Here is a 23,573-nt window from a genome sequence, read left to right as displayed (position 1 = left end):
ATGCGTGATTCTGCCGGTTTGATTTGCGACTGAAGCATTCTGGCCATAAAATACATCTAATTTCAGCCTGGCCTTAGCAAAGGACCGCGACACATGGTCAAAAAACACTTTCACACCCCCACCCGCCGCGGATTCCTGGCCGGTGCGTCGACCCTGCTGGCGACGCCTGCGATTGCCCAGTACATCCCCGGCGACCCGCTGCGCCCCGCGCCCGAGCCGGAACCGGAGGTTCGCCGCAACATCTCGGGATTCCGGGCGCTGGACTGGCAGCCTTACTTCTCGAATACCGATAACGGCGCAATTTTGGTCGATACCGTTTCGCGCGCGCTGCATTATTGGTCAGAGGATCAGACCGTGTACAAGCTGTACCCCTCCTCGGTGCCTTTGACCGAGGAATTGACCCGCCGGGGCCGCACCAGTGTGATCCGCAAGGTCGAAGGGCCAAGCTGGGCGCCGACTCCGTCGATGAAAAAGCGCAACCCGGAATGGCCGGGCTATATTCCTCCGGGTCCTGATAACCCATTGGGGACACACGCTTTATACCTGAGCTGGAAATATTACCGCATCCACGGCACCCACGATACACGCAAAATCGGGCGCAGATCTTCGAACGGCTGTATCGGTCTGTTCAACGAGGATATTGCGGAACTGTTTTCAATGGCGAATGTTGGCACGCAAGTGTTGCTTATTTGACGACATTTTCGCGCACGAACCCGCTTGCCGCTCAAGTTGTAATTGCATTCCAGTCGGATAGCTGATTAGTAAAAACATACGAGGTAAGTCTTGGGTGTGCGGTTTCGCTATTTGGAGCCGTGCAAATTCTGGAGGTTAATATGAAGAAACTCGTTCTCGCCGCTGCACTGACTGCTGCTGCTTCGACCGCCTACGCGGGCAACCTGGAAGAGCCGATTGTTGAAGCGCCGGTTGTTGTTGAGGAAACTCAAGGTTCGTCGCAGGGCATCATCCTGCCGCTGATCCTGCTGGTCGTTGTTGCTGCTGCTGTTGCCGCAAGCTAATTTGACGAGCACCATCTAGAGAAAAGGCGGTGGAGTTCTCCACCGCCTTTTTTCATGCTTGATTATCGGGTTTGAATGGCCGGTCAGTCCAGCCAACCCTTGAGATTGTCTTCGATCACCTTGCCAAGCGCCGCAATATGCGCGTCGTCATCGTTCAGGCATGGGATGTAGGTAAAGGTCTCGCCGCCGGCCTCTTCAAAGCTTTCCTTGATCTCTTCGTTGATCTCTTCCAGCGTTTCGATGCAATCGGCGGAAAACGCGGGCGCAATCACGGCGATATTCTTCTTACCTTGCCGCGCCAATTCGGCCACATGCTCGACCGTATAGGGTTTCAGCCATTCCTCGGGCCCGAATCGCGACTGGAAGGTCGAGACCAGCTGATCATCTGCCCAGCCCAGCCGCTCTTTCAGCAGGCGTGAGGTTTTGGCGCATTGGCAGTGATAGGGATCGCCCTGCTGCAAATAGCGGTCCGGCATGCCATGATAGGAACAGACCAGAATATCGGGCTTGGTCTTCATCGCCGCATAGGCTTGTTCCACCGACCCGGCCAAAGCGTCGATATAGGCGGGCTCATCAAAATAGGCAGGCACGGTGCGGCTGGCGGGTTGCCAGGCTTCCTCCATCAATGCGCGGAAGAACTGGTCATTTGCGGTGGCGGTCGTCGCCCCTGCGTATTGCGGATAAAGCGGGAAGAACAGGATGCGGTCGCAGCCTGCCGCGACCATCTCGCGGACTTTTGATTTGGTCGACGGGTTGCCGTAACGCATGCAGAAATCGACCATCACCCGATCGCCATAGCGCGCCTGCATCGCATCGCGCATCTTGGTGGTTTGGTCCTTGGTGATCGTCATCAGCGGGCTTTCGCCCTTGTCGTGATTCCAGATCGATTTATACGCCTCGCCCGAGCTGAAGGGCCGTTTGGTCAGGATGATTCCTTGTAGGATCGGCTGCCACTTCCATTTCGGGTAGTCGATGACGCGCTGATCCGACAGAAACTCGTTCAGGTAACGGCGCATGGGCCAATAGCTATAGTCATCCGGGGTGCCCAGATTGGCCAGCAGGATGCCGACACGGCCCATTTTGACCTTGGGATGGTCGGCGGGGGCGTGGGATGGGCGAGTGGCGTCAAACATGGGTCGCTTCCTGAATTTCTGCGTACCGGGCTGAGATAACCGGAAAAACCCGGGCGTCAATCGGACAGTTTGCCTTCTTTTGCCCCAAGCGCGTCGGCAAGGCGGGTTTGGGCCGATCCGGGACGCAGCGGTTTTTGCTGGCTGTCATCGGGGGACCATCCGGTCAGGCAGATCAGCTCATACGTGGCGGCCAGACGTCCCTGTGGAGTTGTGAAGTTTTCGGCATAGATCTGCTGGGCGCGGGCAAAGACCTGCCGCCTGGTGGGGCGTTTCACCCGATCAGACAGGCTGTTGGTTTCGCCCATCGCGCGCAGATCACGCATCAGGTGGGGCAGGTCGCGATATTCCGCCGTCAGGCGCGCGGTGTCAGCGACGGGCAGGGCGAGGCCGGCCCGCTGCAGCAACCCGCCCAAATCGCGCAGCTCGGCCATGGGCGCAATGCGAGGGCTGAGTCCGCCGGTCACCTCAATCTCGGCCTGCCCGAGGGCCGCGCGCAGTTCATGCAGGGTTTCGCCGCCCAAACAGACCACCAGCAACAGCCCGTCGGGCCGCAGGGCGCGGTGGCATTGGATCAGTTGCCCCACCGGATCATTGGCCCAATGCAGCGCCATCGCGTGGATCACCAGATCATGCGCGCCTGGGGTCAGGTCCAGCACCTCGTCATCACCAACGACATGTGCGCCCGGCAACACATCCCGCCAGACTTGCGCAAACGGGGTCACGATCGCCGGGGCCGTAAAGGTTTTGTTAACCATGGAGAGTCGATCCTGCACCTCGTCCACCGCGGCGTGATGCAAAAACATGGCGTCTTCCCGCGCGCGGGCACGGTGCCGGGTCAAAGCCCTGCGATCGAACAGAGAGGGTGCGTTGGACTCAGGCAGTTTCATAGGGCGCAATTATCGCATCTGGCCGCGGATTCAAACCGCCGTTCAGATGATCTATCCACCGCGCTGCATGGGCTGCGGTGAGTTGACCGAGACGGATTTCGGCCTTTGCGGTGCCTGTTGGCGCGAGACGCCTTTTATCGGCGGCACGGTGTGCGAAAGCTGCGGTGTTCCCCTGCCCGGTGAGGCAGATGGCCACCGGATCGAATGCGATGACTGCATGAAAACGCCGCGCCCCTGGCAGGCCGGGCGCGCCGCGCTGCTTTATGACGGCAAGGCACGGTCGATGATTCTGGCGTTGAAACATGGCGACAGGCCGGAACTGGCACGGCCCGCCGCCGGGTGGATGGCGCAGGCTGGCCGCGACTTGTTTCACAAGGATATGCTGATCGCCCCGGTGCCTTTGCATTGGTCGCGGCTGCTCAAACGGCGCTATAATCAGTCGGCCCTGCTGGCGCAGCATCTTGGGCGGCAAACCGGGTTGGAAACCTGCCCCGACCTGCTGATCCGCCGCGTCAAAACCCCTGTTCTGGATGGGAAAACCGCCGATGAACGCGCGGACACGCTGGAAAACGCCATCGCGGCCCATCCCAAACGGGTCAACAGGATGCAGGGCCGCGATGTGCTGTTGGTGGATGATGTCATGACCTCGGGGGCGACGCTGGCCGCCTGTACGCGTGTCTGCAAAGATGCAGGCGCAAATCATATTTTCGTGTTGACCCTAGCGCGCGTTGCCAAGGATGCCTAATTCGCGGAAGATTACGCGAAACCCGAAGGGACGATTTATGAAACCGGTTGAAATCTACACCTCGCCGCTCTGCGGCTTTTGCCACGCGGCCAAACGCCTGCTGAAACAGAAAGGCGTCGAGTTCAAGGAAGTCGATGTGTTCATGCACCCCAAGCGCAAGCCCGAGATGATCAAGCGCGCCGGCGGCAAACGGACCGTTCCGCAGATTTTCATCGGTTCGCAGCATGTGGGCGGCTGCGATGAGCTTTATGAGCTGGACCGTCAGGGCAAGCTGGACCGCCTGCTGGCGGCATGAAGACCGCGCTGCTGCAACTCACCTCGTCGGATGATCCGTCTGACAACCTGACCACGGTGCGCGCCATGATGGCCGAGGCCGCCGGGCAGGGCGCGCGGTTCATCCTGACGCCCGAGGTGACCAATTGCGTGTCCAACAGCACGACGCGGCAGCAAGAGGTTCTTCAGTTCGAAGAAGATGACATAACGCTGGCTGGCCTGCGCGAACAGGCCAGCGCGCTGGGCGTGTGGCTGCTGATCGGCTCGTTGGGGATCAAAACCCACGATGCCGATGGCCGCTTTGCGAACCGGTCGTTCATGATCGACCCGCAGGGGCAGATCGTGGCGCGCTATGACAAAATCCACATGTTCGACGTGCAGGTCTCGGACTTTGAGACCTTCCGCGAATCGAAGAATTACCGCCCCGGCGACCGCGCCGTGGTGGCCGAGACCGCGTTTGGCAAGGTCGGTATGGCCATCTGCTATGACATCCGGTTTCCGCATCTGTTTGCCGCTCTGGCACAGGCCGGGGCGCGGATTCTGACGGTGCCAGCTGCGTTTTCGCCGGTCACGGGGGCGGCGCATTGGGAATCGCTGCTGCGGGCGCGGGCGATTGAAAACGGCGCTTGGGTGCTGGCCCCGGCGCAAACCGGCGAACACCGGAAAACGCGTGGCAAAACGCGGTACACGCATGGTCACAGCATGGTCGTTGCCCCGTGGGGAGAGGTCGTCATCGACGCAGGTACCGATCCAGGCATTCACATTTTCGATTTGGATGATAGTTCTGTGACAGAGGCGCGCCGCCGCGTGCCTTCATTGACCCATGTGCGGCCTTTCACCGGCCCCTGATCCAGAACCGAAGATATGACGGACGAGAAAAATGCCCTCGCGGTCACGCTGTTCAGCGAGATCCTGACCGCCGACCAGCTATTGCGCAACCGGCTGAGCCGGGTGCTGCCCAAGGGCATGGAAATCTCGCATTTCTCGGTGCTGAACCATTTGGTGTTCGTGGGGGATGAACGCACCCCGGCGCAACTGGCCAGCACCTTTCACGTGACGCGCGGGGCGATGACCAACACTTTGGCCAAGCTGGAATGGGCCGGATACATCCACATACGCCCCGACTGGGACGACGCCCGCCGCAAAATGGTCGCCATCAGTCCCGCCGGTCGGAGGGCGAGAGATCAGGCGATTTCCTCGATTGCGCCGCTGATCAACCGCGTGGTCGGAGAGCTGGGACTGGAACGCGTCCGCAGTACGTTGCCCGTGCTGAGGGATTTGCGGTTGCAGTTGGAGGGGGAGTAGGGTTTGGCTGCGGTGCAGTGCAAGACAACAAAACTCGATCAATTGGAAATGTTCGATCAAAGAACGGGTTAAATCATTCTGTCTTTTGACAATTTAGGGATGAGCATGAATGCCATGGATTATGCATGAGAGTATTTCAGACCAAGAAGACGTGACGTGGGCGTTGCGGGATCTAACGACCGGCGCTGACAGAACGACCCCTAAAATTCACATGCCGACATTTGAAATTTCTGAAGATCAATACCCTTTGGATTTTCAACAAACCTCATCGCATACAGAGCTAACGGATTTCATGCGGGGCGGAGGTTTGGGTGTTGTTCTCGTCAGTCAAGCGTTCCGGGATTTGATCGAAGAAATGGATCCGGGACACAGCCTTTACTATCCAGTTGTTCTGCATTGCGATGATGGGCGCATTATCAAGGACGAGTATTTTCTTCATAAGTTCTCAGACTTTGTCGACGGCGGTGTCATAGTCGACGAGTCCGATGTCCAGCCAGTCGTGCGTAAAGGAAAGATTAGATTTTACAGCAGTTCGGCTTGGCCCAGGCTGGTTTGGCGCAGCGATAAACTCAAGGATCGCCACGTATTTGCGGATAGCTTTTTGCGCGACCGCTTTTGTGTTTCTGATGCGTTCCTTGAGGCGGCCGAAGACAAAGGCTTCAAAGGTTTCCAAAAAATCGAGGCCTTCATCCGTTATGCTTCCTGACCGCGTGTAGGCCAACAAGCGTAGGATGGGTTTACAACCCATCATCAATTCTCGGAAACCACAGGCAAGATGGGTTGAAAACCCACCCTACCCGGTCTTCACACTCGCCGTCACATAATTCACGCTCAAATCCCGGTCCGAGATCGACCAGCTCCACAGGATCGGGTTGAAGACGAAGCCCTTGCGGTCCACCGGGTCCAGCCCGGACTGTCGCAGCAGGTCGAACAGTTCGTCGGGCGTGATGAACTTGTTCCACTCATGCGTGCCGCGGGGTAGCCAGCGCATGACGACCTCGGCCCCGAAGATGGCCATGGCATAGGATTTCGGGTTGCGATTGATGGTCGAACAGATCAGCAACCCGCCCGGTTTCAACAGCTGCTGCGAGGCGGTCAGGAAACCCAGAGGATCGGCCACATGCTCGACCACCTCCATGTTTAGCACCACGTCGAACTGTTCCCCTGCGGCGGCCATGTCCTCGGCTGTGGTGTGGCGGTAGTCGATCTCAAGTCCCGATTGCTCGGCATGGATGCGGGCGACGGGTAGGTTGCCCTCGGCGGCGTCGGCACCGACGACCTCGGCCCCCAAACGCGCCATTGGTTCGCTCAGCAGTCCGCCGCCACAGCCGATATCCAGCAGGCGCAGGCCCTCAAACGGTTTTTCGGCCTTCAGATCACGGTCAAATTCACCCGCAATCTGCTGTGTGATATAGTCCAGACGGCACGGATTGAGCATGTGCAGAGGTTTGAATTTCCCATGCGGGTCCCACCATTCGGCGGCCATCGCCTCGAATTTTGCGATCTCGGACGGGTCCACCGTGTTCGGATGCGCTTGCATTCCTGTCTCCGTGTGCTCTTTTACGTTTAAAGACTATATAGGGCCCTAATGGATAAGTACCCGGACCAAAAGCGCGCAGTTCAATATCTGTACCCGCCGATTGACCCGTTCGATCAGCGGATGGTCGATGTGGGCGACGGGCACCGCATTTATATGGAGCAATGCGGCAATCCGAATGGCCTGCCGGTCGTGGTGTTGCATGGCGGTCCCGGGGGCGGGTGCAGCCCGGCGATGCGGCGGTATTTCGATCCGAATGTTTACCGGGTGATTCTGTTTGATCAGCGCGGATGCGGTCGGTCACGGCCTCATGCGTCGGTGGTGGATAACACGACCTGGCATCTGGTGGATGATATTGAGCGGCTGCGCACCTTGCTGGACATTGACGATTGGACGGTGTTTGGCGGCAGTTGGGGCGCAACTCTGGCGCTGGTCTATGCGCAGGCGCATCCGGACCGGGTGAACCGGCTGGTGCTGCGCGGCGTGTTTCTGGCGACGCAAGCCGAGTTGGATTGGTTCTATGGCGGCGGTGCTGGCAAGTTCTGGCCCGAGCAATGGGCGAAATTCACCGCGCTGCTTTCAAAGGACGAGCTATCGGATACGATCAACGCCTATCACAAGCGCCTGTTCTCGGGCGACCGGGCGACGGAAATCCTGTATGGGCGGGCTTGGTCGGCGTGGGAGAACGCGCTGGCCTCGATTCATTCGCACGGCGCAACCGGCGAAAGCCCCGGAGAATACGCGCGTGCCTTTGCCCGACTTGAGAATCACTATTTCACCCATGGGGCTTTCCTTGAGAAAGACGGCCAGATTCTGGATCAGGTCGACCGGATCGCGCACATCCCCGGGCACATAGTTCAGGGGCGGTACGACATGATCTGCCCACCGCAGGCAGCGTGGTCTTTGGCCGAACGCTGGCCAAACGCCGAGCTCAAGATGGTGCGTCAAGCGGGTCATGCGCTGTCCGAACCCGGCATCAGCGCCGAATTGGTCCGTATCATGGACCGCGTGGCCGAGGGGGTGGCATGACCCGGATTGACCGCCGTGCCTTATTCGCCTCAGGTGCTGCCGCTGCTCTGTTGGCGGCGACGGGTGCGTCGCTTGCGGACACGCCCAAAAAGGGCGGGACGCTGCGTCTGGCCGTGCCACGCGATGACAGTTTGGAGCAGGTGGCGCGCGGGGCTGTGTTCGATACGCTCACCGAGATCGCGCCCGATGGCACCCTGCGCGGAGAGTTGGCGCGTGGGTGGCACACAGAAGCAGATGCCCGGGTGTGGCGTTTTGATCTGCGCGGCGATGTGGCGTTCCATGATGGTGCAGCTTTGGATGTGAAAGATGTGGTCTCGGTGCTGCAACAGGTTGGACGGGCCGAGGCGCTGACGGCGGATTCGGTGCGGCTGGAACTGGCCGACTCCAACCCTGGCCTGCCATTTTTGCTGGCAGACAGCCGGTTCGTCATCACACGCGACGGACAAGGCGTGACGCCCTTGCGCACAGCCAATGGCACCGGGTGCTACCGGGTGGAACGGGCCGAGGATGATCGGCATTTTCTTGGCCGCCGGGTGGCGGGTCACTACAAGGACGGGCAGGCCGGATGGGCCGATGCGCTTGAGATCATCGTGATCCCTGACGCCAAAGTTCGGGCTGAGGCGTTGCGAGATGCTTATGTGGATATCGCGGCGCTGCCAGATGGGGATGAACTGACGGATCAACGCGGTCTGCGCTATCACCCCAGTCAGGATGACATGGCGCTGGCCGTGGCCGGTCATGTGGGAATGCCGCGCCAGATCGGCAGCGCCCGCGCACTGGATGACGGGCGCATCGCGGAACGGTGGTGGCTGGCCTGACCTGATCACGTTTCACGCTGGGGGTTGCAGACTCGGCAACTCCTGCGTATATGCATCTGCAACAGCGGCGCGTTGGACTTCTGGTTCAAGGCTCCACCGGAAAATTCGACGGGCCGCGCGCCCGTTTTTTTGTGCCCGGATGAAGGGTGAAGTACCTGATGACAAACGACCTGATAGCCAAAGCTGCCATCGACCGGCGACTGGCCGAGATCATCACCCCCGTGATCGAAGATCTGGGGTACGAACTCGTCCGTATTCGCCTGATGAGCGGCAAGACCACCACGATGCAGATCATGGCCGACAAGCCCGATGGCGGCATCGAAGTGGATGACTGCGCCGAGATTTCCAACGCCATCAGCGCCACGCTGGATGTCGAGGACCCGATCCTTGACGCTTATACGCTTGAGGTGTCCAGCCCCGGCATCGATCGCCCGCTGACCCGTCTCAAGGATTTTGAGATGTTCGAAGGGTATGAGGCCAAGATCGAGACCGCAGAGCTGATCGACGGCCGCCGCCGTTTCAAGGGCGAGCTGGCCGGGATCGAAGGGGATGAGGTTCTGATCAACATCCCCGAGGGGGATGAGACGATCACCATCGGTCTGCAATTCGACTGGCTGAGCGACGCCAAGCTGGTCCTGACCGATGACCTGATCAAGGAAATGCTGCGCCAGCGCAAAGACGCTGGATCCTTAAACGAAAACGCTTTCGACGAGATTGAGACCGAAGGGTCCGAAGAGGAGACGAACTGATGGCAATCACCTCAGCCAACCAGCTGGAGCTGCTGCAGACCGCCGAGGCCGTGGCCCGCGAAAAGATGATCGACCCCGGTCTGGTTGTCGAAGCGATGGAGGAATCGCTCGCCCGTGCGGCCAAGAGCCGTTACGGGGCCGAGATGGACATTCGTGTCTCGATCGACCGCAAGACCGGCAAGGCGACATTCACCCGCGTCCGCACCGTGGTCGAGGATGAAGAGCTTGAGAACTATCAGGCCGAGATGACCGTCGAGCAGGCGAAGCAGTACATGGAAGCACCCGAGGTTGGTGACGTCTTTGTCGAGGAAGTCCCGCCGGTTGAAATGGGCCGGATCGCGGCGCAATCCGCCAAGCAGGTGATCCTGCAGAAGGTCCGTGAAGCGGAACGTGATCGTCAGTACGAAGAATTCAAGGATCGCGCAGGCACCATCATCAACGGTGCCGTCAAGCGCGAGGAATTCGGTAATGTCATCGTCGATCTGGGCGGTGCCGAGGCCGTTCTGCGCCGCAATGACAAGATCGGCCGCGAAAGCTATCGCCCTAACGACCGCGTGCGCGCTTATATCAAAGAGGTTCGCCGCGAGGTTCGTGGCCACCAGATATTCCTGTCGCGCACCGCGCCGGAATTCATGGCCGAGCTGTTCAAGATGGAAGTGCCGGAAATCTATGACGGCATCATCGAGGTCAAGGCCGTGGCCCGTGACCCCGGCTCGCGCGCCAAGATTGCCGTGATTTCGTATGACGGCTCGATTGACCCCGTCGGTGCCTGCGTTGGTATGCGCGGCAGCCGCGTGCAGGCCGTTGTGAACGAGCTGCAGGGCGAAAAGATCGACATCATCCCGTGGAACGAAGATCAGCCGACCTTCCTGGTGAACGCTCTGCAGCCCGCCGAGGTTTCCAAGGTTGTTCTGGACGAAGAAGCCGGCAAGATCGAAGTTGTGGTGCCTGAGGAGCAACTTTCCCTCGCCATCGGTCGTCGTGGTCAGAACGTGCGTCTGGCCAGCCAGCTGACCAATTTGGACATCGACATCATGACCGAAGCCGAAGAATCGGCGCGTCGTCAGAAAGAGTTCGAAGCCCGCACTCAGCTGTTCATGGAAAGCCTGGATCTGGACGAATTCTTTGCCCAGCTGCTGGTGTCCGAGGGCTTCACCAACCTCGAAGAGGTTGCCTATGTCGAGCTGGATGAACTGCTGGTTATCGACGGTGTGGACGAAGGCACGGCGCAGGAACTGCAAACCCGTGCCCGTGAATTCCTGGAAGCACAAGCCAAAGCGGCGCTGGATGCGGCCCGTGCTTTGGGTGCCGAGGACAGCCTTATTGAATTCGAAGGCCTCACACCCCAGATGGTAGAGGCGCTGGCCAAGGATGACGTGAAGAATTTGGAAGACTTCGCCACCTGCGCCGACTGGGAACTGGCCGGTGGCTGGACCACGGTCGACGGCGAGCGCATCAAGGATGACGGTGTGCTTGAGCCCTTTGGCGTCACTCTGGAAGAGGCGCAGGATCTGGTCATGACCGCCCGTATTATGTTGGGCTGGGTTGATCCGGCCGAGCTGGAACAGGCGTCAGACGAAGAAGTCGAGACCGAAGAGGAGGCCGAGGCCTGATCTCAGGGCCTCGGGGTGCTGACATGGGTCGCGGTGGCGTCCATAAGGATCGGTCGGACGGACCCGAACGCAAGTGCATCGCCACGGGCGAGGTTCAGCCCAAATACGGGCTGATCCGCTTTGTGATGGGTCCGGACGGTCAGGTCTTTCCCGATGTTGCGGCGAAATTGCCGGGGCGCGGGGTCTATGTGGCGGCGGATCGCGCCGCGCTGGACAAGGCTGTGGGCAAAAAGCTGTTCTCGCGCGGGTTCAAGGCGCAGGTTTCTGCCCAAGCGGACCTGGTCGATGAGGTCGAAAAGCAAGTCGCGCGGCGGGTGATCGAGCTGATCAGCCTGGCGCGCAAATCCGGTGACGCGGTTGCCGGATATGAAAAGGTCAAGACGTGGCTGGACCGGGAAGAGGCCCAGGTACTGATTCAGGCCAGCGATGGATCGGGGCGCGGCAAGTCGAAACTCAGCACGCCGCACTTCGGAAAATACATAGGCTGGCTGACCGCGGACGAGTTAGGAGCGGCATTTGGGCGCCAAACCGTGATTCATGCGGCGCTGGCCTCTGGCGGACTCGCCAAACGTGTTGTAGAGGAAGCGCAGCGCCTGCGTGGCTTGCGCGAAACGGATGACGGCGGCAAGGGCCGCGCGGAAGGGTAAGAAGCTTTATGAGCGATAGTGACGGCAAAAAGACATTGGGTCTTCGTGGCGGGGCACGCCCCGGAAATGTGAAACAGAGTTTCAGCCACGGACGCACCAAGAATGTCGTGGTGGAAACCAAACGCAAACGCGTGGTGGTCCCCAAGCCGGGTGCCGGAAAACCGGGTGGCGGTGCAACGCCCTCGGGTGATCCGTCGCGTCGCCCAGCCGGGATTTCCGATGCGGAAATGGCGCGCCGGATGAAGGCGCTGCAGGCCGCCAAGGCGCGTGAGGTCGAAGAGGCCGCCGCCCGCGAGGCTGCCGAGAAGGCGCGCGAAGAAGAGCGCGCGCGCCGCCGTGCGGAACAAGAGGCCAAAGAGCGCGAACAGCGCGAGGCCGAAGAACGTGCACGCCAGAAGGCAGAAGACGAAGAGCGCAAGCGCAAAGAGGCAGAAGAAGCCGCCAAGCGCGTTGCTGCAACCCCCGCGCCCGAAGAACCCAAGGCCGCCCGCGCCCCTGCCAGCAAACCCGCGCCTGCGGCTGCTCCGCGCAAACAGGATCGTGAGCGTGAACAGCGTGGCCGTGGCAAGGGCCGTGACGACAACCGCCGTTCGGGCAAGCTGACACTGGGTCAGGCCACAGGTGGCGAAGGCAACCGTCAACGGTCGATGGCCGCCATGAAGCGCAAACAGGAACGTGCGCGTCAGAAAGCCATGGGTGGCGCGGTCGAGCGGGAAAAGGTAATCCGCGACGTGCAATTGCCCGAGGCGATTGTGGTCTCGGAACTGGCCAACCGCATGGCCGAGCGTGTGGCTGACGTTGTCAAATCGCTGATGAACATGGGCATGATGGTCACGCAGAACCAGACCATCGACGCCGACACCGCCGAGCTGATTATCGAAGAATTTGGCCACAAGGTCACCCGCGTTTCCGATTCGGATGTGGAAGACGTCATCAAAGAGGTCGAAGACAGCGATGACGATCTGCAACCGCGTCCGCCGGTCATCACCATCATGGGTCACGTTGACCACGGTAAGACCTCGTTGCTGGACGCGATCCGCGATGCGCGCGTTGTGGCCGGTGAGGCCGGTGGTATCACCCAGCATATCGGTGCCTATCAGGTGAAAACCGATGGCGGCACCACGCTGACCTTCCTGGATACACCGGGCCACGCGGCCTTTACATCGATGCGCTCGCGCGGTGCTCAGGTCACGGATATCGTTGTTCTGGTGGTTGCTGCCGACGACGCGGTGATGCCGCAGACCATTGAGGCGATCAACCACGCCAAAGCGGCCCAAGTGCCGATGATCGTGGCGATCAACAAAGTCGACAAGCCGGATGCAAACCCGGACAAGGTGCGCACCGACCTGCTGCAACACGAAGTGATCGTTGAGAAAATGTCGGGTGAGGTTCAGGACGTCGAAGTGTCCGCCATCACCGGTCAGGGTCTGGACGAATTGCTGGAAGCCATCGCGCTGCAGGCCGAGATTCTGGAACTGAAAGCCAACCCCGACCGCGCCGCGCAAGGTGCCGTGATCGAGGCACAGCTGGATGTGGGCCGCGGCCCTGTCGCCACCGTTCTGGTTCAGACCGGCACGCTGCGTCAGGGCGATATCTTCGTTGTGGGTGAGCAATACGGTAAGGTCCGTGCGCTGATCAATGACAAAGGCGACCGCGTCAAAGAGGCCGGACCCTCGGTTCCGGTCGAGGTTCTGGGCCTGAATGGAACGCCCGAAGCGGGCGACGTTCTGAACGTGACCGAGACCGAAGCGCAAGCGCGTGAGATCGCCGCCTATCGTGAGCAAGCTGCCAAGGACAAACGCGCCGCCGCTGGTGCCGCGACCACCCTTGAGCAGCTGATGCAGAAGGCCAAGGAAGACGAAAACGTCACCGAACTGCCCATTCTGATGAAAGCGGATGTGCAGGGGTCTGCCGAAGCGATCGTTCAGGCGATGGAAAAGATCGGCAACGACGAGGTGCGCGTGCGCGTGCTGCACTCGGGCGTCGGTGCCATCACCGAGACCGATGTGGGTCTGGCCGAAGCCTCGGGCGCACCGATATTCGGGTTCAACGTCCGTGCCAATGCCTCGGCGCGGAACACGGCGAACCAGAAGGGCGTCGAGATCCGCTACTACTCGGTGATCTATGACCTTGTGGATGACGTGAAAGCCGCCGCATCCGGCCTGTTGAGCGCCGAAATCCGCGAGAAGTTCATCGGCTACGCCGAAATTCGCGAAGTCTTCAAGGTCACCGGCGTCGGCAAGGTTGCCGGCTGTCTGGTCACCGAAGGCGTGGCGCGGCGTTCCGCAGGTGTCCGCCTGCTGCGCGACAACGTGGTGATCCACGAAGGCACGCTGAAGACGCTGAAGCGCTTCAAAGACGAAGTGGCCGAGGTTCAGTCGGGTCAGGAATGCGGTATGGCGTTCGAAAACTACGACGATATCCGCCAAGGCGACGTGATCGAAATCTTCGAGCGCGAAGAAGTTACGCGTACGCTGGATTGATCTGGTGTTGCGATGAAACAGAAAACGGCGGCCCTTTGGGTCGCCGTTTTTGTCTTGTTTAGTGCTTTTTGATTTCAAGGAAGACCGCGCGTTGCACGACTTTGTGCGAACGTCGATTGGACAAGTCTTGTTGGGATTGTTCCGAAAAAAGAAATGTAACCACCATTTGCTTACCGGAAATTCAGCATATCTCTCTTTTTTGATGATTCTTACGGATCATCTTCTTCGGTTTCAATTTGGATAAAGTACTCGCAGCGCTCTAGATAATGATCACGTCGGAAAGGCGGCTCCTGCGGCAGCTCTGAAAAGAAGTGCCAATCCTGATCGCTGCACCAGTATCGGCCTATTCCTAAGGTTTTCAGAAATTGTCTAAGTGGAACGCCATAGTACATCGAAATGCTGTCGAGGCTATCAGCGCCACGCCATTTCATGCTGGCCTCGAAGCTGGAGAAAAACTGAAGTGAACAGCTTCCGCTACGTATATCACCGTCATCGTACAATATCGAACATGTAACCTTGCGACCAAGAACAGATAAGCTGAGAAGCTTGGGATCAATTTCGTAGCCCCATTGACGAACTGCTATGATCGTTTGATTGCCTTCGCCAAACGGGTTCAACAGCAAGGCACTATCGGATCTGACTCCAACAACAGTTCCAGAAACAATCGGAAATTGCTTCGCCTTCGCTTCCAACTCAGGTGTCGCTGAAACTGCTACAGATGGCGCGAAGAGCAAGCCAGCTAGAAAAGGCAAAACCGTTGCCAAGATACTGCGCCAGAGCTTATCGCCGCTATTACTCAAACTCGCCTCGTGGTTGGAAAATGATTCATGCTGAGCCATATAGCACAATCGAAAACTTATATGTCCTTGTGGCGTACGTCCTAGGTCAGTTCGTCACTCAATGCGTCTGTCTAACTACCGCGACCCCGCCAAAAACGCCCCCGGATGCATGATGATGTCGAAATGCTGCATCCCCTTCTGCAGATCGAAACTCACCGAATGCCCGCCCTTGCGCAGCAGTTCCGCATAATCCCGGCTTTGGCGGATGAATTCGGGCGTGTCGCGCTCGGCCACGGTCACGCGATAGCGCGGGCCGGGGGCGGGGAGGTGCAGGATGGGCGACAGATCGTGGACCTCGACCGGGGTCAGTTGCAACGGGTCGTTTACGGGCGTCAGGCTGATCGGCTCCAGATCATAAACCCCGCTGATCAGGATCACGTCGCGCACGCGCAGCCCGGCGCGGGCCAGCGCGTCGGCTGAGGTGGCCATGACCATCGCCGCCAGATGCGCCCCGGCGCTGTGGCCAGACAGGGTGACGCGGGACGGATCAAACCCCAGATCGCCTGCATTGGCCGCAAGCCAAAGCAGCGCGTCGCGGCATTCCCCGATCATGTCCCCGATGCGCGCATCCGGGGCCAGAGTGTAGTTCAGGGTGGCAAAGGACTGTTCAGCCTCGACCAGCGCGGGGGCCATCATGGCCGACTCACGCTGGCTGAGCGCCTGCCAATATCCGCCATGGATGAACACGTGCAGCGGCGCCCCGGCCCCTTTCGCCGGGAAGAAATCCAAGACCTGTTCGGGGCTGTCGCCATAAGAGAGGTTCTGGTGACAATCCATCTGCGCCCGGTGTTGGGCGCTGAGCGCGGCATAGGCATCGACATAGGGGGTCAGGTCGCCACCGATCATGGATCGGGGGGAATATTCCTGATCCAACTCGGCCTGAGTGAATCCTCGGTACAGCATAGCCTACTCCTGATCCGCATACATCAATTCGGTGCGCACATCGTAGAGATCATGAAAGAACCGCAAATCCAAGGCTTTGCGCAGGAAGGACACGCCGCTGGACCCTCCGGTGCCGGGCTGGTTGCCGATCACGCGCTCCACCGCGGTGACATGATCGAACCGCCAGCGCTGGAACAGCGATTCCACGTCCATCAGCTTTTCGGCCAGCGCGTACAGATTCCAATGACGGTCCGTGTTGCGGAAGACCTGCACCCACAGCTTCACCACGCGCGGGTCGCCGGAATAGGGCTGGGCGAAGTCGCGGTTCAGCAGCTCGTCAGGCACATCGAACCCCTGCCGGGCCATCATCTGCAACACCTCGTCATAGAGCGAAGGTTTCGTCAGCGCGGCGGTCAACATCTCTATCACTTCCGGATCATGCGCGTGCACCTTGAGGGTGGCGGCATCCTTGTTGCCCAGAATGAACTCGATCTGGCGGTAGCCGTAGCTTTGAAACCCTGATGAGCTGCCCAGCGCCTGCCTGAATGTCATGTAATCGGCGGGCGTCATGGTCAACAGCGTCTCCCACGCAGCGATCAGCTGTCGTTGGATCGCTTTGACCCTGTCCAGATTCTTCATCGCCGGGCCAAAACCGTCCTGTTGCAGGAACCGGCGCACCTCGACCAGTTGGTGGTGCATCAGTTTAAGCCACAGCTCGCTGACCTGATGGATGATGATGAACAGCATCTCATCGGGTTGGGCGGGGTCCTGAAATGTATTTTGCAGGTTCAGCAGGGTCTTGAGCTGCAGAAAGTCGCCATAGCTTTTGCGGTGGGTTTCCGTGAAATCGGTGACCAGGGACTCTTCGATTCCCCGTTCCAGATACCTGTCGTTATCGCCCATGTGCTCCTCCAAACGCGCGGGTTTTCCTCTGTTTAGGGTCAAAACCCGCGCGGTGCCAGAGCGTTAGGTCCAGTCCAGAACCACCTTGCCGGACTGGCCGGATTTCATCGCGGCAAACCCTTGGGCAAAGTCGTCGACTTTCATTTTATGCGTGATCACCCGGCTGACGTCCAAACCGTTCTGCAGCATGGCGATCATCTTGTACCAGGTTTCAAACATTTCACGCCCATAAACGCCCTTGATGGTGATGGCCTTGAACACGATACGTGACCAGTCAACGGGGGATTTTCCGGGTGGGATTCCCAGCAGAGCGATTTTGCCGCCCATCACCAGTGCCTCGACCATCTGATCCAGCGCAATTTGTGAGCCCGACATTTCAAGGCCCACATCGAACCCTTCCTTCATGCCCAACTCGGTGATGACGTCCTGCAGGTCCTCATTCGACACATCAACGGTGCGCACAGTTGGCACAACGTGCTCGGCCAGTTTCAGACGATCAGGGTTGATGTCGGTGATCACCACATGCCGCGCGCCTGCATGGCGGGCAACGGCGGCGGCCATGATACCAATGGGGCCCGCGCCGGTGATCAGAACATCTTCGCCCAGCAGATCAAAGCTGAGCGCGGTGTGGACGGCATTGCCGAGCGGATCGAGGATCGCGCCGATTTCATCGGGTACATCGTCGGGCAGGGGAACCACGTTGAAGGCGGGCAGCTTCAGGTACTGCGCGAACGCGCCCTGCTCGTTCACGCCGATGCCGCGCGTACCGGGGTCGAGGTGGAACTTACCCGCGCGGCTTTGGCGGCTGTCATTGGTGATCAGATGACCCTCGCCTGAACAGCGCTGGCCGATCTCAAGACCCGTCACATTGCGCCCCATCTCAACAATCTCGCCGGCGAATTCGTGACCGGTGATCATGGGAACAGGCACCGTAGCCGAGGCCCAGTCATCCCAGTTCCATATGTGAATGTCAGTGCCGCAGATGCCGGTCTTGTTGACACGGACCAGAACCTCATCCGGGCCGATCTCGGGCACCGGGGCCTGCACCATCCAAAGACCCTCTTGGGGTTTTGATTTCTCAAGGGCTTTCATGGTGTTGGGTCGCATCAGATCACCCCCAGTTCTTTGCCAACTTTCCCAAAGGCCGCCAAGGCGCGGTCCAACTCGTCGCGTGTTAGGGCCGCGTTCATCTGCGTCCTTATCCGCGCCTGACCGCGCGGGACGACCGGGAAGAAAAAGCCCGAGACATAGACGCCTTCGTCAAACAGCCGCGACGCCATATCCTGTGCCAATGTCGCCTCGCCCAGCATGACCGGAATGATCGGGTGTTCACCGGGCAGCAGGTCGAACCCCAGCTTTTCCAGCCCCGCGCGCCAGTATTTGGCGTTGCCGAACAGTTGCGCGCGCAGCATGTCGCCCTCTTCCACCAGACGGATCGCCTCAAGCCCGGCAGCAACGATCGAGGGCGGCAGCGAGTTTGAGAACAGATAAGGCCGCGCCCGCTGCCGCAGCAGGTCGATCACTGGCTGCGGCCCGGCGATGTAACCGCCGATTGCCCCCCCAAGTGCCTTGCCCAAAGTTCCCGTCAGAATGTCCACATCGACGCCGAAATGATCCGGCGTTCCGGCCCCGTTCGGCCCCATGAAACCGGTGGCGTGACAGTCATCAACCATGACGATGGCATCATATTTGTCGGCCAGCTCGCGAATTTTAGGCAGGTTTGCCAGATAACCATCCATCGAAAACACGCCATCGGTTGCGATCATGATGTGCCGCGCCCCATCTTCGCGTGCCTGTTTCAGCCACGCCTCAAGATCGTTCATGTCGTTGTTCAGATAGCGATAGCGCTTGGCCTTACACAACCGCACCCCGTCGATGATCGAGGCGTGGTTCAGACTGTCCGAGATAATGGCGTCTTCAGGCCCTAACAAGGGCTCAAACAGCCCGCCATTGGCGTCGAAACAGGCGGCAAACAGGATCGCGTCGTCCTTGTTCAGGAACTTGGCCAGCTTTTGTTCCAGCTCGCGGTGAATGTCCTGCGTGCCGCAGATGAACCGGACCGAAGCCATACCAAACCCTTTGGGCTCCATCGAGCCAATGGCAGCATCAATCAGCGCGGGGTGATCGGCCAGACCCAGATAATTGTTGGCGCACAGGTTGATGACCTGTTTGTCGCCCACCGTAATCTCACCGCCCTGCGGCGAGGTGATCATGCGTTCGCGTTTATACAGGCCCTCAGATTCGATCTGCGAAAGGGTGTCCGAGATGTGGGACAAGAATGCATCTGCCATGGCGGCCTCCGGTTATCTGAGTCGCATATCTAACATAACGGACGTAATTCCCAAATGGGGGAATTACAATATTTGAGAAAAAAATCCGTGAAGTCGGAATTTGAGTCTGTATCAGGCGTTTTTCACGATCAGAAACACACGGGCCGGGCCGTCTGACACAATCGAATGCGCCACATCTGCGGCGTAACGGGCGGTGTCGCCCTCGTGCAGGCTGTGGGTGGCGGTGCCCGAGGTGACGTGGACGGCGCCTTCAAGCACTGTCAGCTGCTCACGCGCGCCGCGTGCATGGGGTTTGCTGGTCAGGGCGCCTTCGGTGTCGAACTGGATGTCATAGACCTCATGCCCTCCGGCCTCTTCGGGTGGGGACAGGATACGGATGCGGCAGTTCTGGCCCATATTGTCGATGCTGGGCACCTCGGCGCGGCGCAGCACTTCGATATGGTCGGTGGCGTTGGCCTCTTCCAGCAGGCCCGCGAAATCCACTTGCAGGGCGCGGGTCAGGTTCCACAAGGTCGAGATGGTGGGGCTGCTTTCGCCCCGCTCGATCTGGCTGACCATGGATCGGGACACGCCGCTGAGATTGGCCACGGCCTCAAGCGACAGGCCCTTGGCGCGGCGCGCCTCTTTCAGGCGGGCGGGCAGGCGCGTCAGGATATCGTCTGTGTTTTCCGTCATGACGGAATCTAGTGGGGATTGCGGGGGGAAATGTCAATTCTGCACGTGACAGAGAGTCCGATTTGCAAATTATGCTGCACGTGCATAATGCCCGCGGATTCTGGAGGAGAAAGATATGACTGACGTAGTGATTCTGGACGGTGCGCGCACGGCCATCGGGACATTTGGCGGGGCTTTGGCCTCAACCGCACCAATTGATCTGGCGACCGTCGCCACCGAGGCCGCGTTGGAGCGGTCGGGCGTTGAAGGCGCACAGATCGGTCACGTTGTTTTTGGTCATGTCATCAATACCGAACCCCGGGACATGTACCTGTCGCGCGCAGCGGCGAAACAGGCGGGTATCCCCGATGAGACACCGGCGATGAACGTGAACCGCCTGTGCGGATCGGGTGCGCAGGCCATCGTTTCGGCAACGCAGTCCCTGATGCTGGGTGATGCCGATTTCGCGCTGGCGGGCGGTGCGGAAAGCATGTCGCGTGGGCCCTACATAATGCAGCAAGCCCGTTGGGGCGCCAAGATGGGCGATATCAAGTCGCTGGACATGATGGTTGGCGCGCTTAACTGCCCGTTTGGCACAGGGCACATGGGTGTAACGGCGGAAAACGTGGCGGATGAACACCAGATCACCCGTGAGCAGATGGATGAGTTTGCTGTCACCAGCCAGACTCGCGCAGCCGCTGCGATTGAGGCCGGGTATTTCCAAAGCCAGATCACACCGGTTCAGGTGAAGGTCAAGCGAGACATGGTCGACTTCATGGTTGATGAACACCCAAAGGCCACCACGGCAGAGGTTCTGGCAGGTCTGCGACCGGTCTTTAAGAAAGAAGGTCGTGTGACGGCGGGCAACGCCTCAGGCATCAATGATGGCGCGGCAGCGATGGTTCTGGCGCGGGCTGATGCGGCTGAGAAAGCCGGTCTGAAACCGAAGGCCCGTGTGATCGGCTATGCTCATGCTGGGGTGCGCCCCGAGGTGATGGGGATCGGCCCGATCCCTGCGGTTCAGAGCCTGATGGCCAAAACAGGGTTGTCCATCAGCGATTTTGACGTGATCGAAAGCAACGAAGCCTTTGCAGCGCAGGCTTTGGCTGTGAACAAAGAGCTTGGGCTGGACGCGTCTAAAGTGAACCCGAACGGTGGTGCCATCGCGCTGGGTCACCCGGTTGGAGCAACAGGGGCGATTATCACCCTGAAGGCGCTGTATGAGCTGGAGCGCACAGGTGGCTCCAAAGCGTTGATCACCATGTGTATTGGCGGCGGACAGGGCATTGCCCTTGCCATTGAGCGGCTCTGATCCGGGATCGGGCAGGGGGGCTGTCTGCCCCCCATCGCGCCTTGGGCGCGATTCCCCCCGAGGATATTTATAGACAGATGAAGCAGGCGGGTTGCGCTTAACTGAATGCGTTGAGCAGCAGGACCAGTGCTGCGCCTGCCGCTGCGCCGATGGTGGCGGGCAGGGCAACGGACCAGAGGCGTGATCCTTGTGGTTCGTCTTTTTGCGTTTGGGCGATCAGCGCGTTTTCGACCAAAGCGGGCAGGCGCGGGCCGAACCGGGCCAGGACCATCGCGGTTTTACCGAAATCGCGCAGCGCTGCGCGGGGGCCGATGGATTGTTTGATATAATCCTCGACCACGGGGCGGGCGACTTCCCAGATGTTCATATGCGGGTCCAGTGACCGGGCGACGCCTTCGACCACCACCATTGTACGTTGCAGCAGGATCAGCTCGGTCCGGGTTTCCATGCCGAAACGTTCGGTCACTTCGAACAGGTAATTCAGCAGGCGGCCCATCGAGATATGGGTGGCGTCCATGCCGAAGATCGGCTCACCCACGGCGCGCAGGGCGCGGGCGAATTCGTCGACATCTTGATTTGCGGGTACATAGCCCGCTTCGAAATGCACCTCGGCCACGCGTTTGTAGTCGCGGCGAATGAAGCCGAAGAGGATCTCGGCATAGACCCGGCGGGTGTATTCATCGATATGGCCCATGATGCCGTAGTCATAGGCGATGATGTCCCCGTTGGCGGCGACCTTGAGGTTGCCCTGATGCATGTCGGCGTGGAAATAGCCATCGCGCAGGGCATGCAGCAGAAACAGGCGCAGGACCCGCTCGGCCAGATCGCGGCGGTTATGGCCTGCGGCGTCCAGCGCGTCGTTGTCGCCCAGCGGGATACCATCGGCCCAGCTGAGGGTCATCACCCGGCGGGCAGACAGGGACCAGACCACCGGGGGCAGCCAAAAGCCTGAGTCATCCTTGGTGTTGGCGGCGTATTCCGAAGCTGCAGCGCTTTCCAGACGCAGATCCAGCTCGCCGCGGACGACGCCATCGAAATGCTCGATCACTTCCATCGGGCGCAGGCGGCGCGCACCGGGGGCGCAGAGCTGCACGATGCGGGCGGCGAAATAGAAGGCGTCTACATCCTTGCGAAAGGCGCGCTCGATGCCGGGGCGCAGGACCTTGACGGCGACGTCTTCGCCTGTGCTGGTCAGCTTGGCCTTGTGGACCTGGGCGATGGAGGCGGCAGCGATGGGCTCGCTGAACTCCGAAAAAATCTCATCCACGGGTTGGCCCAGTTCCTTGGCAACCTCGGCCATGGCCTCATCGCGCGGAAAGGGCGGCAGCTTGTCCTGCAGCACCCTCAATTGCGCGGCCAGCTCGTCGCCGACTACGTCCGGGCGGGTCGAGAGCACCTGACCGAATTTGATGTAAGCCGGTCCCAGCGCCGTCAGCGCGCGGGTCGCGGGCGGCATGTCGGGGTCGCCCTTGTAGCCCAGCCATTGAAACGGTTTGCCCAATGCATGAGCCACGAACCGCAGGGCACGCGGGGCCTCGAACGCGTCCAGCACCACGTTCATGGCGCCCGTGCGTTCCAGAGTCGCGCCTGTGCGGATCAGGCGGATGATGTTGTGAGGACCGCGCATTTAGATTTTCCAGCCGGAATGCAGCGCGGCGATACCCATGCTCAGGTTGCGATACTTGGCGTTTTCGAATCCGGCAGTGCGGACCATGGTCAGGAAGGTCTCTTGATCAGGGAATTTGCGGATCGATTCCACAAGGTACTGGTAGCTGTCGTAATCATTGGCGATCAGCTTGCCCATGCGTGGGATGACGTTGAAGCTGTAGAGATCATAGAGCTTTTGCAGCCCGTCATTGGGCAGTTGGCTGAACTCCAGCACCATCAGGCGGCCACCGGGTTTCAGCACACGGTAAGCCTCGTTCAGCGCCTCCTGCGGGCGGGTCACGTTCCGGATGCCGAAAGAGATGGTGTAGACGTCAAAGGTGTTGTCTTCGAACGGCAGGGACATGGCGTCGCCCACCACCCAGTTCAGGCTGTCAGACATCTGGTCAGCCTCGGCGCGTTGGCGACCTTCGACCAGCATCGGCTCGGTCAGGTCCAGAACGGTGGCGTGGCCGTACCCGGCACGTTTGAGGAAGCGGAAAGAGATGTCCCCGGTTCCGCCCGCCACGTCCAGCAGGCGCTGACCGGGGCGCGGGGCCAGCCAATCCATCATCGCGTCTTTCCAGACCCGGTGGATGCCCATCGACATGACATCGTTCATCACGTCGTATTTCGAGGCGACCGAGTTGAACACGCCTTGAACACGGCCCGCTTTTTCCGCCTCGGGCACGGTTTCGAACCCGAAATGGGTGGTGTTGTCATTGGTGTCGGACATGAAAGGACGCCTTTGTCTGTGTTGATCATCCTTATAGGCTGCGCAGCCGGGAAGACAATCGCGCGAAATGGTAGCAG

25 protein-coding genes are annotated in these 23,573 nt (G+C 59.8%); 14 read left to right on the top strand and 11 right to left on the bottom strand.

Translation table 11 applies throughout. The features are described from left to right. Positions 1–93: 93 nt before the first annotated feature. On the top strand, positions 94–693 hold the full coding sequence (locus tag ACR0J5_RS19865; protein WP_480656506.1) for a L,D-transpeptidase: 600 nt from the start codon (positions 94–96) through the stop codon (positions 691–693). A 140-nt stretch (positions 694–833) separates the two neighbouring features. After that, positions 834–1,016 (top strand): hypothetical protein, encoded by a 183-nt coding sequence (locus ACR0J5_RS19860; protein ID WP_480656504.1) that lies wholly within the window; start codon positions 834–836, stop codon positions 1,014–1,016. A gap of 83 nt (positions 1,017–1,099) precedes the next feature. Here the strand turns inward: ACR0J5_RS19860 and hemH are convergent, their stop codons facing one another. Then, positions 1,100–2,149, bottom strand: a complete 1,050-nt coding sequence (gene hemH, locus ACR0J5_RS19855; RefSeq protein WP_480656502.1) for a ferrochelatase — start codon at positions 2,147–2,149, stop codon at positions 1,100–1,102. Between the two features lie 56 nt (positions 2,150–2,205). After that, the gene (locus ACR0J5_RS19850) at positions 2,206–3,036 is read right to left on the bottom strand and encodes a methyltransferase domain-containing protein (protein WP_480656500.1); all 831 of its coding nucleotides are present in this window, start codon (positions 3,034–3,036) and stop codon (positions 2,206–2,208) included. 46 nt (positions 3,037–3,082) lie between these two features. Here ACR0J5_RS19850 and ACR0J5_RS19845 point away from each other — a divergent pair, with 46 nt between their 5' ends. The 5 genes from ACR0J5_RS19845 to ACR0J5_RS19825 all read left to right on the top strand — a co-directional run bounded on the left by ACR0J5_RS19845 (position 3,083) and on the right by ACR0J5_RS19825 (position 6,065). Next, positions 3,083–3,781 carry a double zinc ribbon domain-containing protein gene (locus tag ACR0J5_RS19845; protein WP_480656498.1) on the top strand — a complete coding sequence of 233 codons (699 nt, stop codon included), beginning with the start codon at positions 3,083–3,085 and terminating at the stop codon, positions 3,779–3,781. Positions 3,782–3,818: 37 nt separating this feature from the next. Next, positions 3,819–4,076, top strand: a complete 258-nt coding sequence (gene grxC, locus ACR0J5_RS19840; protein ID WP_480656496.1) for a glutaredoxin 3 — start codon at positions 3,819–3,821, stop codon at positions 4,074–4,076. Then, positions 4,073–4,903: a carbon-nitrogen hydrolase family protein gene (locus tag ACR0J5_RS19835; RefSeq protein ID WP_480656494.1), complete on the top strand. Its 831-nt coding sequence runs from the start codon at positions 4,073–4,075 to the stop codon at positions 4,901–4,903. The genes grxC and ACR0J5_RS19835 overlap by 4 nt, the downstream gene beginning before the upstream one ends. A gap of 15 nt (positions 4,904–4,918) precedes the next feature. Further along, positions 4,919–5,359: a MarR family winged helix-turn-helix transcriptional regulator gene (locus ACR0J5_RS19830; protein ID WP_170334681.1), complete on the top strand. Its 441-nt coding sequence runs from the start codon at positions 4,919–4,921 to the stop codon at positions 5,357–5,359. A 109-nt stretch (positions 5,360–5,468) separates the two neighbouring features. Next, a complete protein-coding gene (locus ACR0J5_RS19825) occupies positions 5,469–6,065 on the top strand; it encodes an imm11 family protein (protein WP_480656492.1) in 597 nt (198 codons plus the stop codon). An 87-nt stretch (positions 6,066–6,152) separates the two neighbouring features. Here the strand turns inward: ACR0J5_RS19825 and ubiG are convergent, their stop codons facing one another. After that, a complete protein-coding gene (ubiG, locus tag ACR0J5_RS19820) occupies positions 6,153–6,899 on the bottom strand; it encodes a bifunctional 2-polyprenyl-6-hydroxyphenol methylase/3-demethylubiquinol 3-O-methyltransferase UbiG (protein ID WP_480656490.1) in 747 nt (248 codons plus the stop codon). A gap of 48 nt (positions 6,900–6,947) precedes the next feature. Here ubiG and pip point away from each other — a divergent pair, with 48 nt between their 5' ends. The 6 genes from pip to infB all read left to right on the top strand — a co-directional run bounded on the left by pip (position 6,948) and on the right by infB (position 14,235). Continuing rightward, positions 6,948–7,925: a prolyl aminopeptidase gene (pip, locus tag ACR0J5_RS19815; RefSeq protein ID WP_480656488.1), complete on the top strand. Its 978-nt coding sequence runs from the start codon at positions 6,948–6,950 to the stop codon at positions 7,923–7,925. Beyond that, positions 7,922–8,743: an ABC transporter substrate-binding protein gene (locus ACR0J5_RS19810; protein ID WP_480656487.1), complete on the top strand. Its 822-nt coding sequence runs from the start codon at positions 7,922–7,924 to the stop codon at positions 8,741–8,743. The genes pip and ACR0J5_RS19810 overlap by 4 nt, the downstream gene beginning before the upstream one ends. A gap of 158 nt (positions 8,744–8,901) precedes the next feature. Further along, positions 8,902–9,492 carry a ribosome maturation factor RimP gene (gene rimP / locus ACR0J5_RS19805; RefSeq protein WP_480656485.1) on the top strand — a complete coding sequence of 197 codons (591 nt, stop codon included), beginning with the start codon at positions 8,902–8,904 and terminating at the stop codon, positions 9,490–9,492. Then, positions 9,492–11,105, top strand: coding sequence for a transcription termination factor NusA (gene nusA, locus ACR0J5_RS19800; protein WP_480656483.1), 1,614 nt, complete (start codon positions 9,492–9,494; stop codon positions 11,103–11,105). Before rimP ends, nusA begins: the two co-directional genes overlap by 1 nt. A gap of 23 nt (positions 11,106–11,128) precedes the next feature. Further along, positions 11,129–11,752: an RNA-binding protein gene (locus tag ACR0J5_RS19795; protein WP_480656481.1), complete on the top strand. Its 624-nt coding sequence runs from the start codon at positions 11,129–11,131 to the stop codon at positions 11,750–11,752. 8 nt (positions 11,753–11,760) lie between these two features. Further along, a complete protein-coding gene (infB, locus tag ACR0J5_RS19790) occupies positions 11,761–14,235 on the top strand; it encodes a translation initiation factor IF-2 (protein ID WP_480656479.1) in 2,475 nt (824 codons plus the stop codon). 209 nt (positions 14,236–14,444) lie between these two features. On the opposite strand, the gene ACR0J5_RS19785 is transcribed toward infB, so the two are convergent. The 6 genes from ACR0J5_RS19785 to ACR0J5_RS19760 all read right to left on the bottom strand — a co-directional run bounded on the left by ACR0J5_RS19785 (position 14,445) and on the right by ACR0J5_RS19760 (position 19,825). Further along, entirely contained in the window at positions 14,445–15,074 is a 630-nt protein-coding gene (locus ACR0J5_RS19785; RefSeq protein ID WP_480656477.1) for a hypothetical protein, read from the bottom strand. A gap of 75 nt (positions 15,075–15,149) precedes the next feature. Beyond that, complete coding sequence (locus ACR0J5_RS19780; protein WP_480656475.1) at positions 15,150–15,977, bottom strand: alpha/beta hydrolase; 828 nt, start codon at positions 15,975–15,977, stop codon at positions 15,150–15,152. Between the two features lie 3 nt (positions 15,978–15,980). Next, positions 15,981–16,859, bottom strand: a complete 879-nt coding sequence (locus ACR0J5_RS19775; protein ID WP_480656473.1) for a tryptophan 2,3-dioxygenase — start codon at positions 16,857–16,859, stop codon at positions 15,981–15,983. A 63-nt stretch (positions 16,860–16,922) separates the two neighbouring features. Then, positions 16,923–17,951, bottom strand: coding sequence for an L-threonine 3-dehydrogenase (gene tdh, locus ACR0J5_RS19770; RefSeq protein ID WP_480656674.1), 1,029 nt, complete (start codon positions 17,949–17,951; stop codon positions 16,923–16,925). A gap of 14 nt (positions 17,952–17,965) precedes the next feature. Further along, positions 17,966–19,150, bottom strand: coding sequence for a glycine C-acetyltransferase (locus ACR0J5_RS19765; RefSeq protein WP_480656471.1), 1,185 nt, complete (start codon positions 19,148–19,150; stop codon positions 17,966–17,968). Between the two features lie 111 nt (positions 19,151–19,261). Next, positions 19,262–19,825 carry a helix-turn-helix domain-containing protein gene (locus ACR0J5_RS19760; RefSeq protein WP_480656469.1) on the bottom strand — a complete coding sequence of 188 codons (564 nt, stop codon included), beginning with the start codon at positions 19,823–19,825 and terminating at the stop codon, positions 19,262–19,264. A gap of 115 nt (positions 19,826–19,940) precedes the next feature. Between ACR0J5_RS19760 and ACR0J5_RS19755 the strand changes: the two genes are divergently transcribed. Then, positions 19,941–21,116, top strand: a complete 1,176-nt coding sequence (locus ACR0J5_RS19755; RefSeq protein WP_480656467.1) for an acetyl-CoA C-acyltransferase family protein — start codon at positions 19,941–19,943, stop codon at positions 21,114–21,116. Positions 21,117–21,213: 97 nt separating this feature from the next. Here ACR0J5_RS19755 and ubiB read toward each other — a convergent pair whose 3' ends face one another. Together ubiB and ubiE are read right to left on the bottom strand one after the other, a co-directional pair. Then, a complete protein-coding gene (ubiB, locus tag ACR0J5_RS19750) occupies positions 21,214–22,743 on the bottom strand; it encodes a 2-polyprenylphenol 6-hydroxylase (RefSeq protein WP_480656466.1) in 1,530 nt (509 codons plus the stop codon). Beyond that, positions 22,744–23,496, bottom strand: coding sequence for a bifunctional demethylmenaquinone methyltransferase/2-methoxy-6-polyprenyl-1,4-benzoquinol methylase UbiE (gene ubiE / locus ACR0J5_RS19745; protein WP_480656464.1), 753 nt, complete (start codon positions 23,494–23,496; stop codon positions 22,744–22,746). Positions 23,497–23,573 lie beyond the last annotated feature (77 nt).

This window comes from Ruegeria sp. BE1, from assembly GCF_056538885.1.
Note: the sequence above shows the minus strand (reverse complement) of the source record. Positions and strands in the feature narration are given on the sequence as shown.

Excerpts from the sequence above, each read along its gene's own strand:
- ACR0J5_RS19865 (WP_480656506.1), top strand. The coding sequence starts at position 94 with ATGGTCAAAAAACACTTTCACACCCCCACCCGCCGCGGATTCCTGGCC.
- ACR0J5_RS19755 (WP_480656467.1), top strand. The coding sequence starts at position 19,941 with ATGACTGACGTAGTGATTCTGGACGGTGCGCGCACGGCCATCGGGACA.
- ACR0J5_RS19830 (WP_170334681.1), top strand. The coding sequence starts at position 4,919 with ATGACGGACGAGAAAAATGCCCTCGCGGTCACGCTGTTCAGCGAGATC.
- pip (WP_480656488.1), top strand. The coding sequence starts at position 6,948 with ATGGATAAGTACCCGGACCAAAAGCGCGCAGTTCAATATCTGTACCCG.
- ACR0J5_RS19780 (WP_480656475.1), bottom strand. The coding sequence starts at position 15,977 with ATGCTGTACCGAGGATTCACTCAGGCCGAGTTGGATCAGGAATATTCC.
- ubiG (WP_480656490.1), bottom strand. The coding sequence starts at position 6,899 with ATGCAAGCGCATCCGAACACGGTGGACCCGTCCGAGATCGCAAAATTC.
- grxC (WP_480656496.1), top strand. The coding sequence starts at position 3,819 with ATGAAACCGGTTGAAATCTACACCTCGCCGCTCTGCGGCTTTTGCCAC.
- ACR0J5_RS19765 (WP_480656471.1), bottom strand. The coding sequence starts at position 19,150 with ATGGCAGATGCATTCTTGTCCCACATCTCGGACACCCTTTCGCAGATC.
- infB (WP_480656479.1), top strand. The coding sequence starts at position 11,761 with ATGAGCGATAGTGACGGCAAAAAGACATTGGGTCTTCGTGGCGGGGCA.
- ACR0J5_RS19825 (WP_480656492.1), top strand. The coding sequence starts at position 5,469 with ATGCCATGGATTATGCATGAGAGTATTTCAGACCAAGAAGACGTGACG.
- rimP (WP_480656485.1), top strand. The coding sequence starts at position 8,902 with ATGACAAACGACCTGATAGCCAAAGCTGCCATCGACCGGCGACTGGCC.
- ACR0J5_RS19795 (WP_480656481.1), top strand. The coding sequence starts at position 11,129 with ATGGGTCGCGGTGGCGTCCATAAGGATCGGTCGGACGGACCCGAACGC.
- ACR0J5_RS19760 (WP_480656469.1), bottom strand. The coding sequence starts at position 19,825 with ATGACGGAAAACACAGACGATATCCTGACGCGCCTGCCCGCCCGCCTG.
- ACR0J5_RS19860 (WP_480656504.1), top strand. The coding sequence starts at position 834 with ATGAAGAAACTCGTTCTCGCCGCTGCACTGACTGCTGCTGCTTCGACC.
- nusA (WP_480656483.1), top strand. The coding sequence starts at position 9,492 with ATGGCAATCACCTCAGCCAACCAGCTGGAGCTGCTGCAGACCGCCGAG.
- ACR0J5_RS19850 (WP_480656500.1), bottom strand. The coding sequence starts at position 3,036 with ATGAAACTGCCTGAGTCCAACGCACCCTCTCTGTTCGATCGCAGGGCT.
- ubiE (WP_480656464.1), bottom strand. The coding sequence starts at position 23,496 with ATGTCCGACACCAATGACAACACCACCCATTTCGGGTTCGAAACCGTG.
- hemH (WP_480656502.1), bottom strand. The coding sequence starts at position 2,149 with ATGTTTGACGCCACTCGCCCATCCCACGCCCCCGCCGACCATCCCAAG.
- ACR0J5_RS19835 (WP_480656494.1), top strand. The coding sequence starts at position 4,073 with ATGAAGACCGCGCTGCTGCAACTCACCTCGTCGGATGATCCGTCTGAC.
- ACR0J5_RS19845 (WP_480656498.1), top strand. The coding sequence starts at position 3,083 with ATGATCTATCCACCGCGCTGCATGGGCTGCGGTGAGTTGACCGAGACG.
- ubiB (WP_480656466.1), bottom strand. The coding sequence starts at position 22,743 with ATGCGCGGTCCTCACAACATCATCCGCCTGATCCGCACAGGCGCGACT.
- ACR0J5_RS19785 (WP_480656477.1), bottom strand. The coding sequence starts at position 15,074 with ATGGCTCAGCATGAATCATTTTCCAACCACGAGGCGAGTTTGAGTAAT.
- tdh (WP_480656674.1), bottom strand. The coding sequence starts at position 17,951 with ATGAAAGCCCTTGAGAAATCAAAACCCCAAGAGGGTCTTTGGATGGTG.
- ACR0J5_RS19775 (WP_480656473.1), bottom strand. The coding sequence starts at position 16,859 with ATGGGCGATAACGACAGGTATCTGGAACGGGGAATCGAAGAGTCCCTG.
- ACR0J5_RS19810 (WP_480656487.1), top strand. The coding sequence starts at position 7,922 with ATGACCCGGATTGACCGCCGTGCCTTATTCGCCTCAGGTGCTGCCGCT.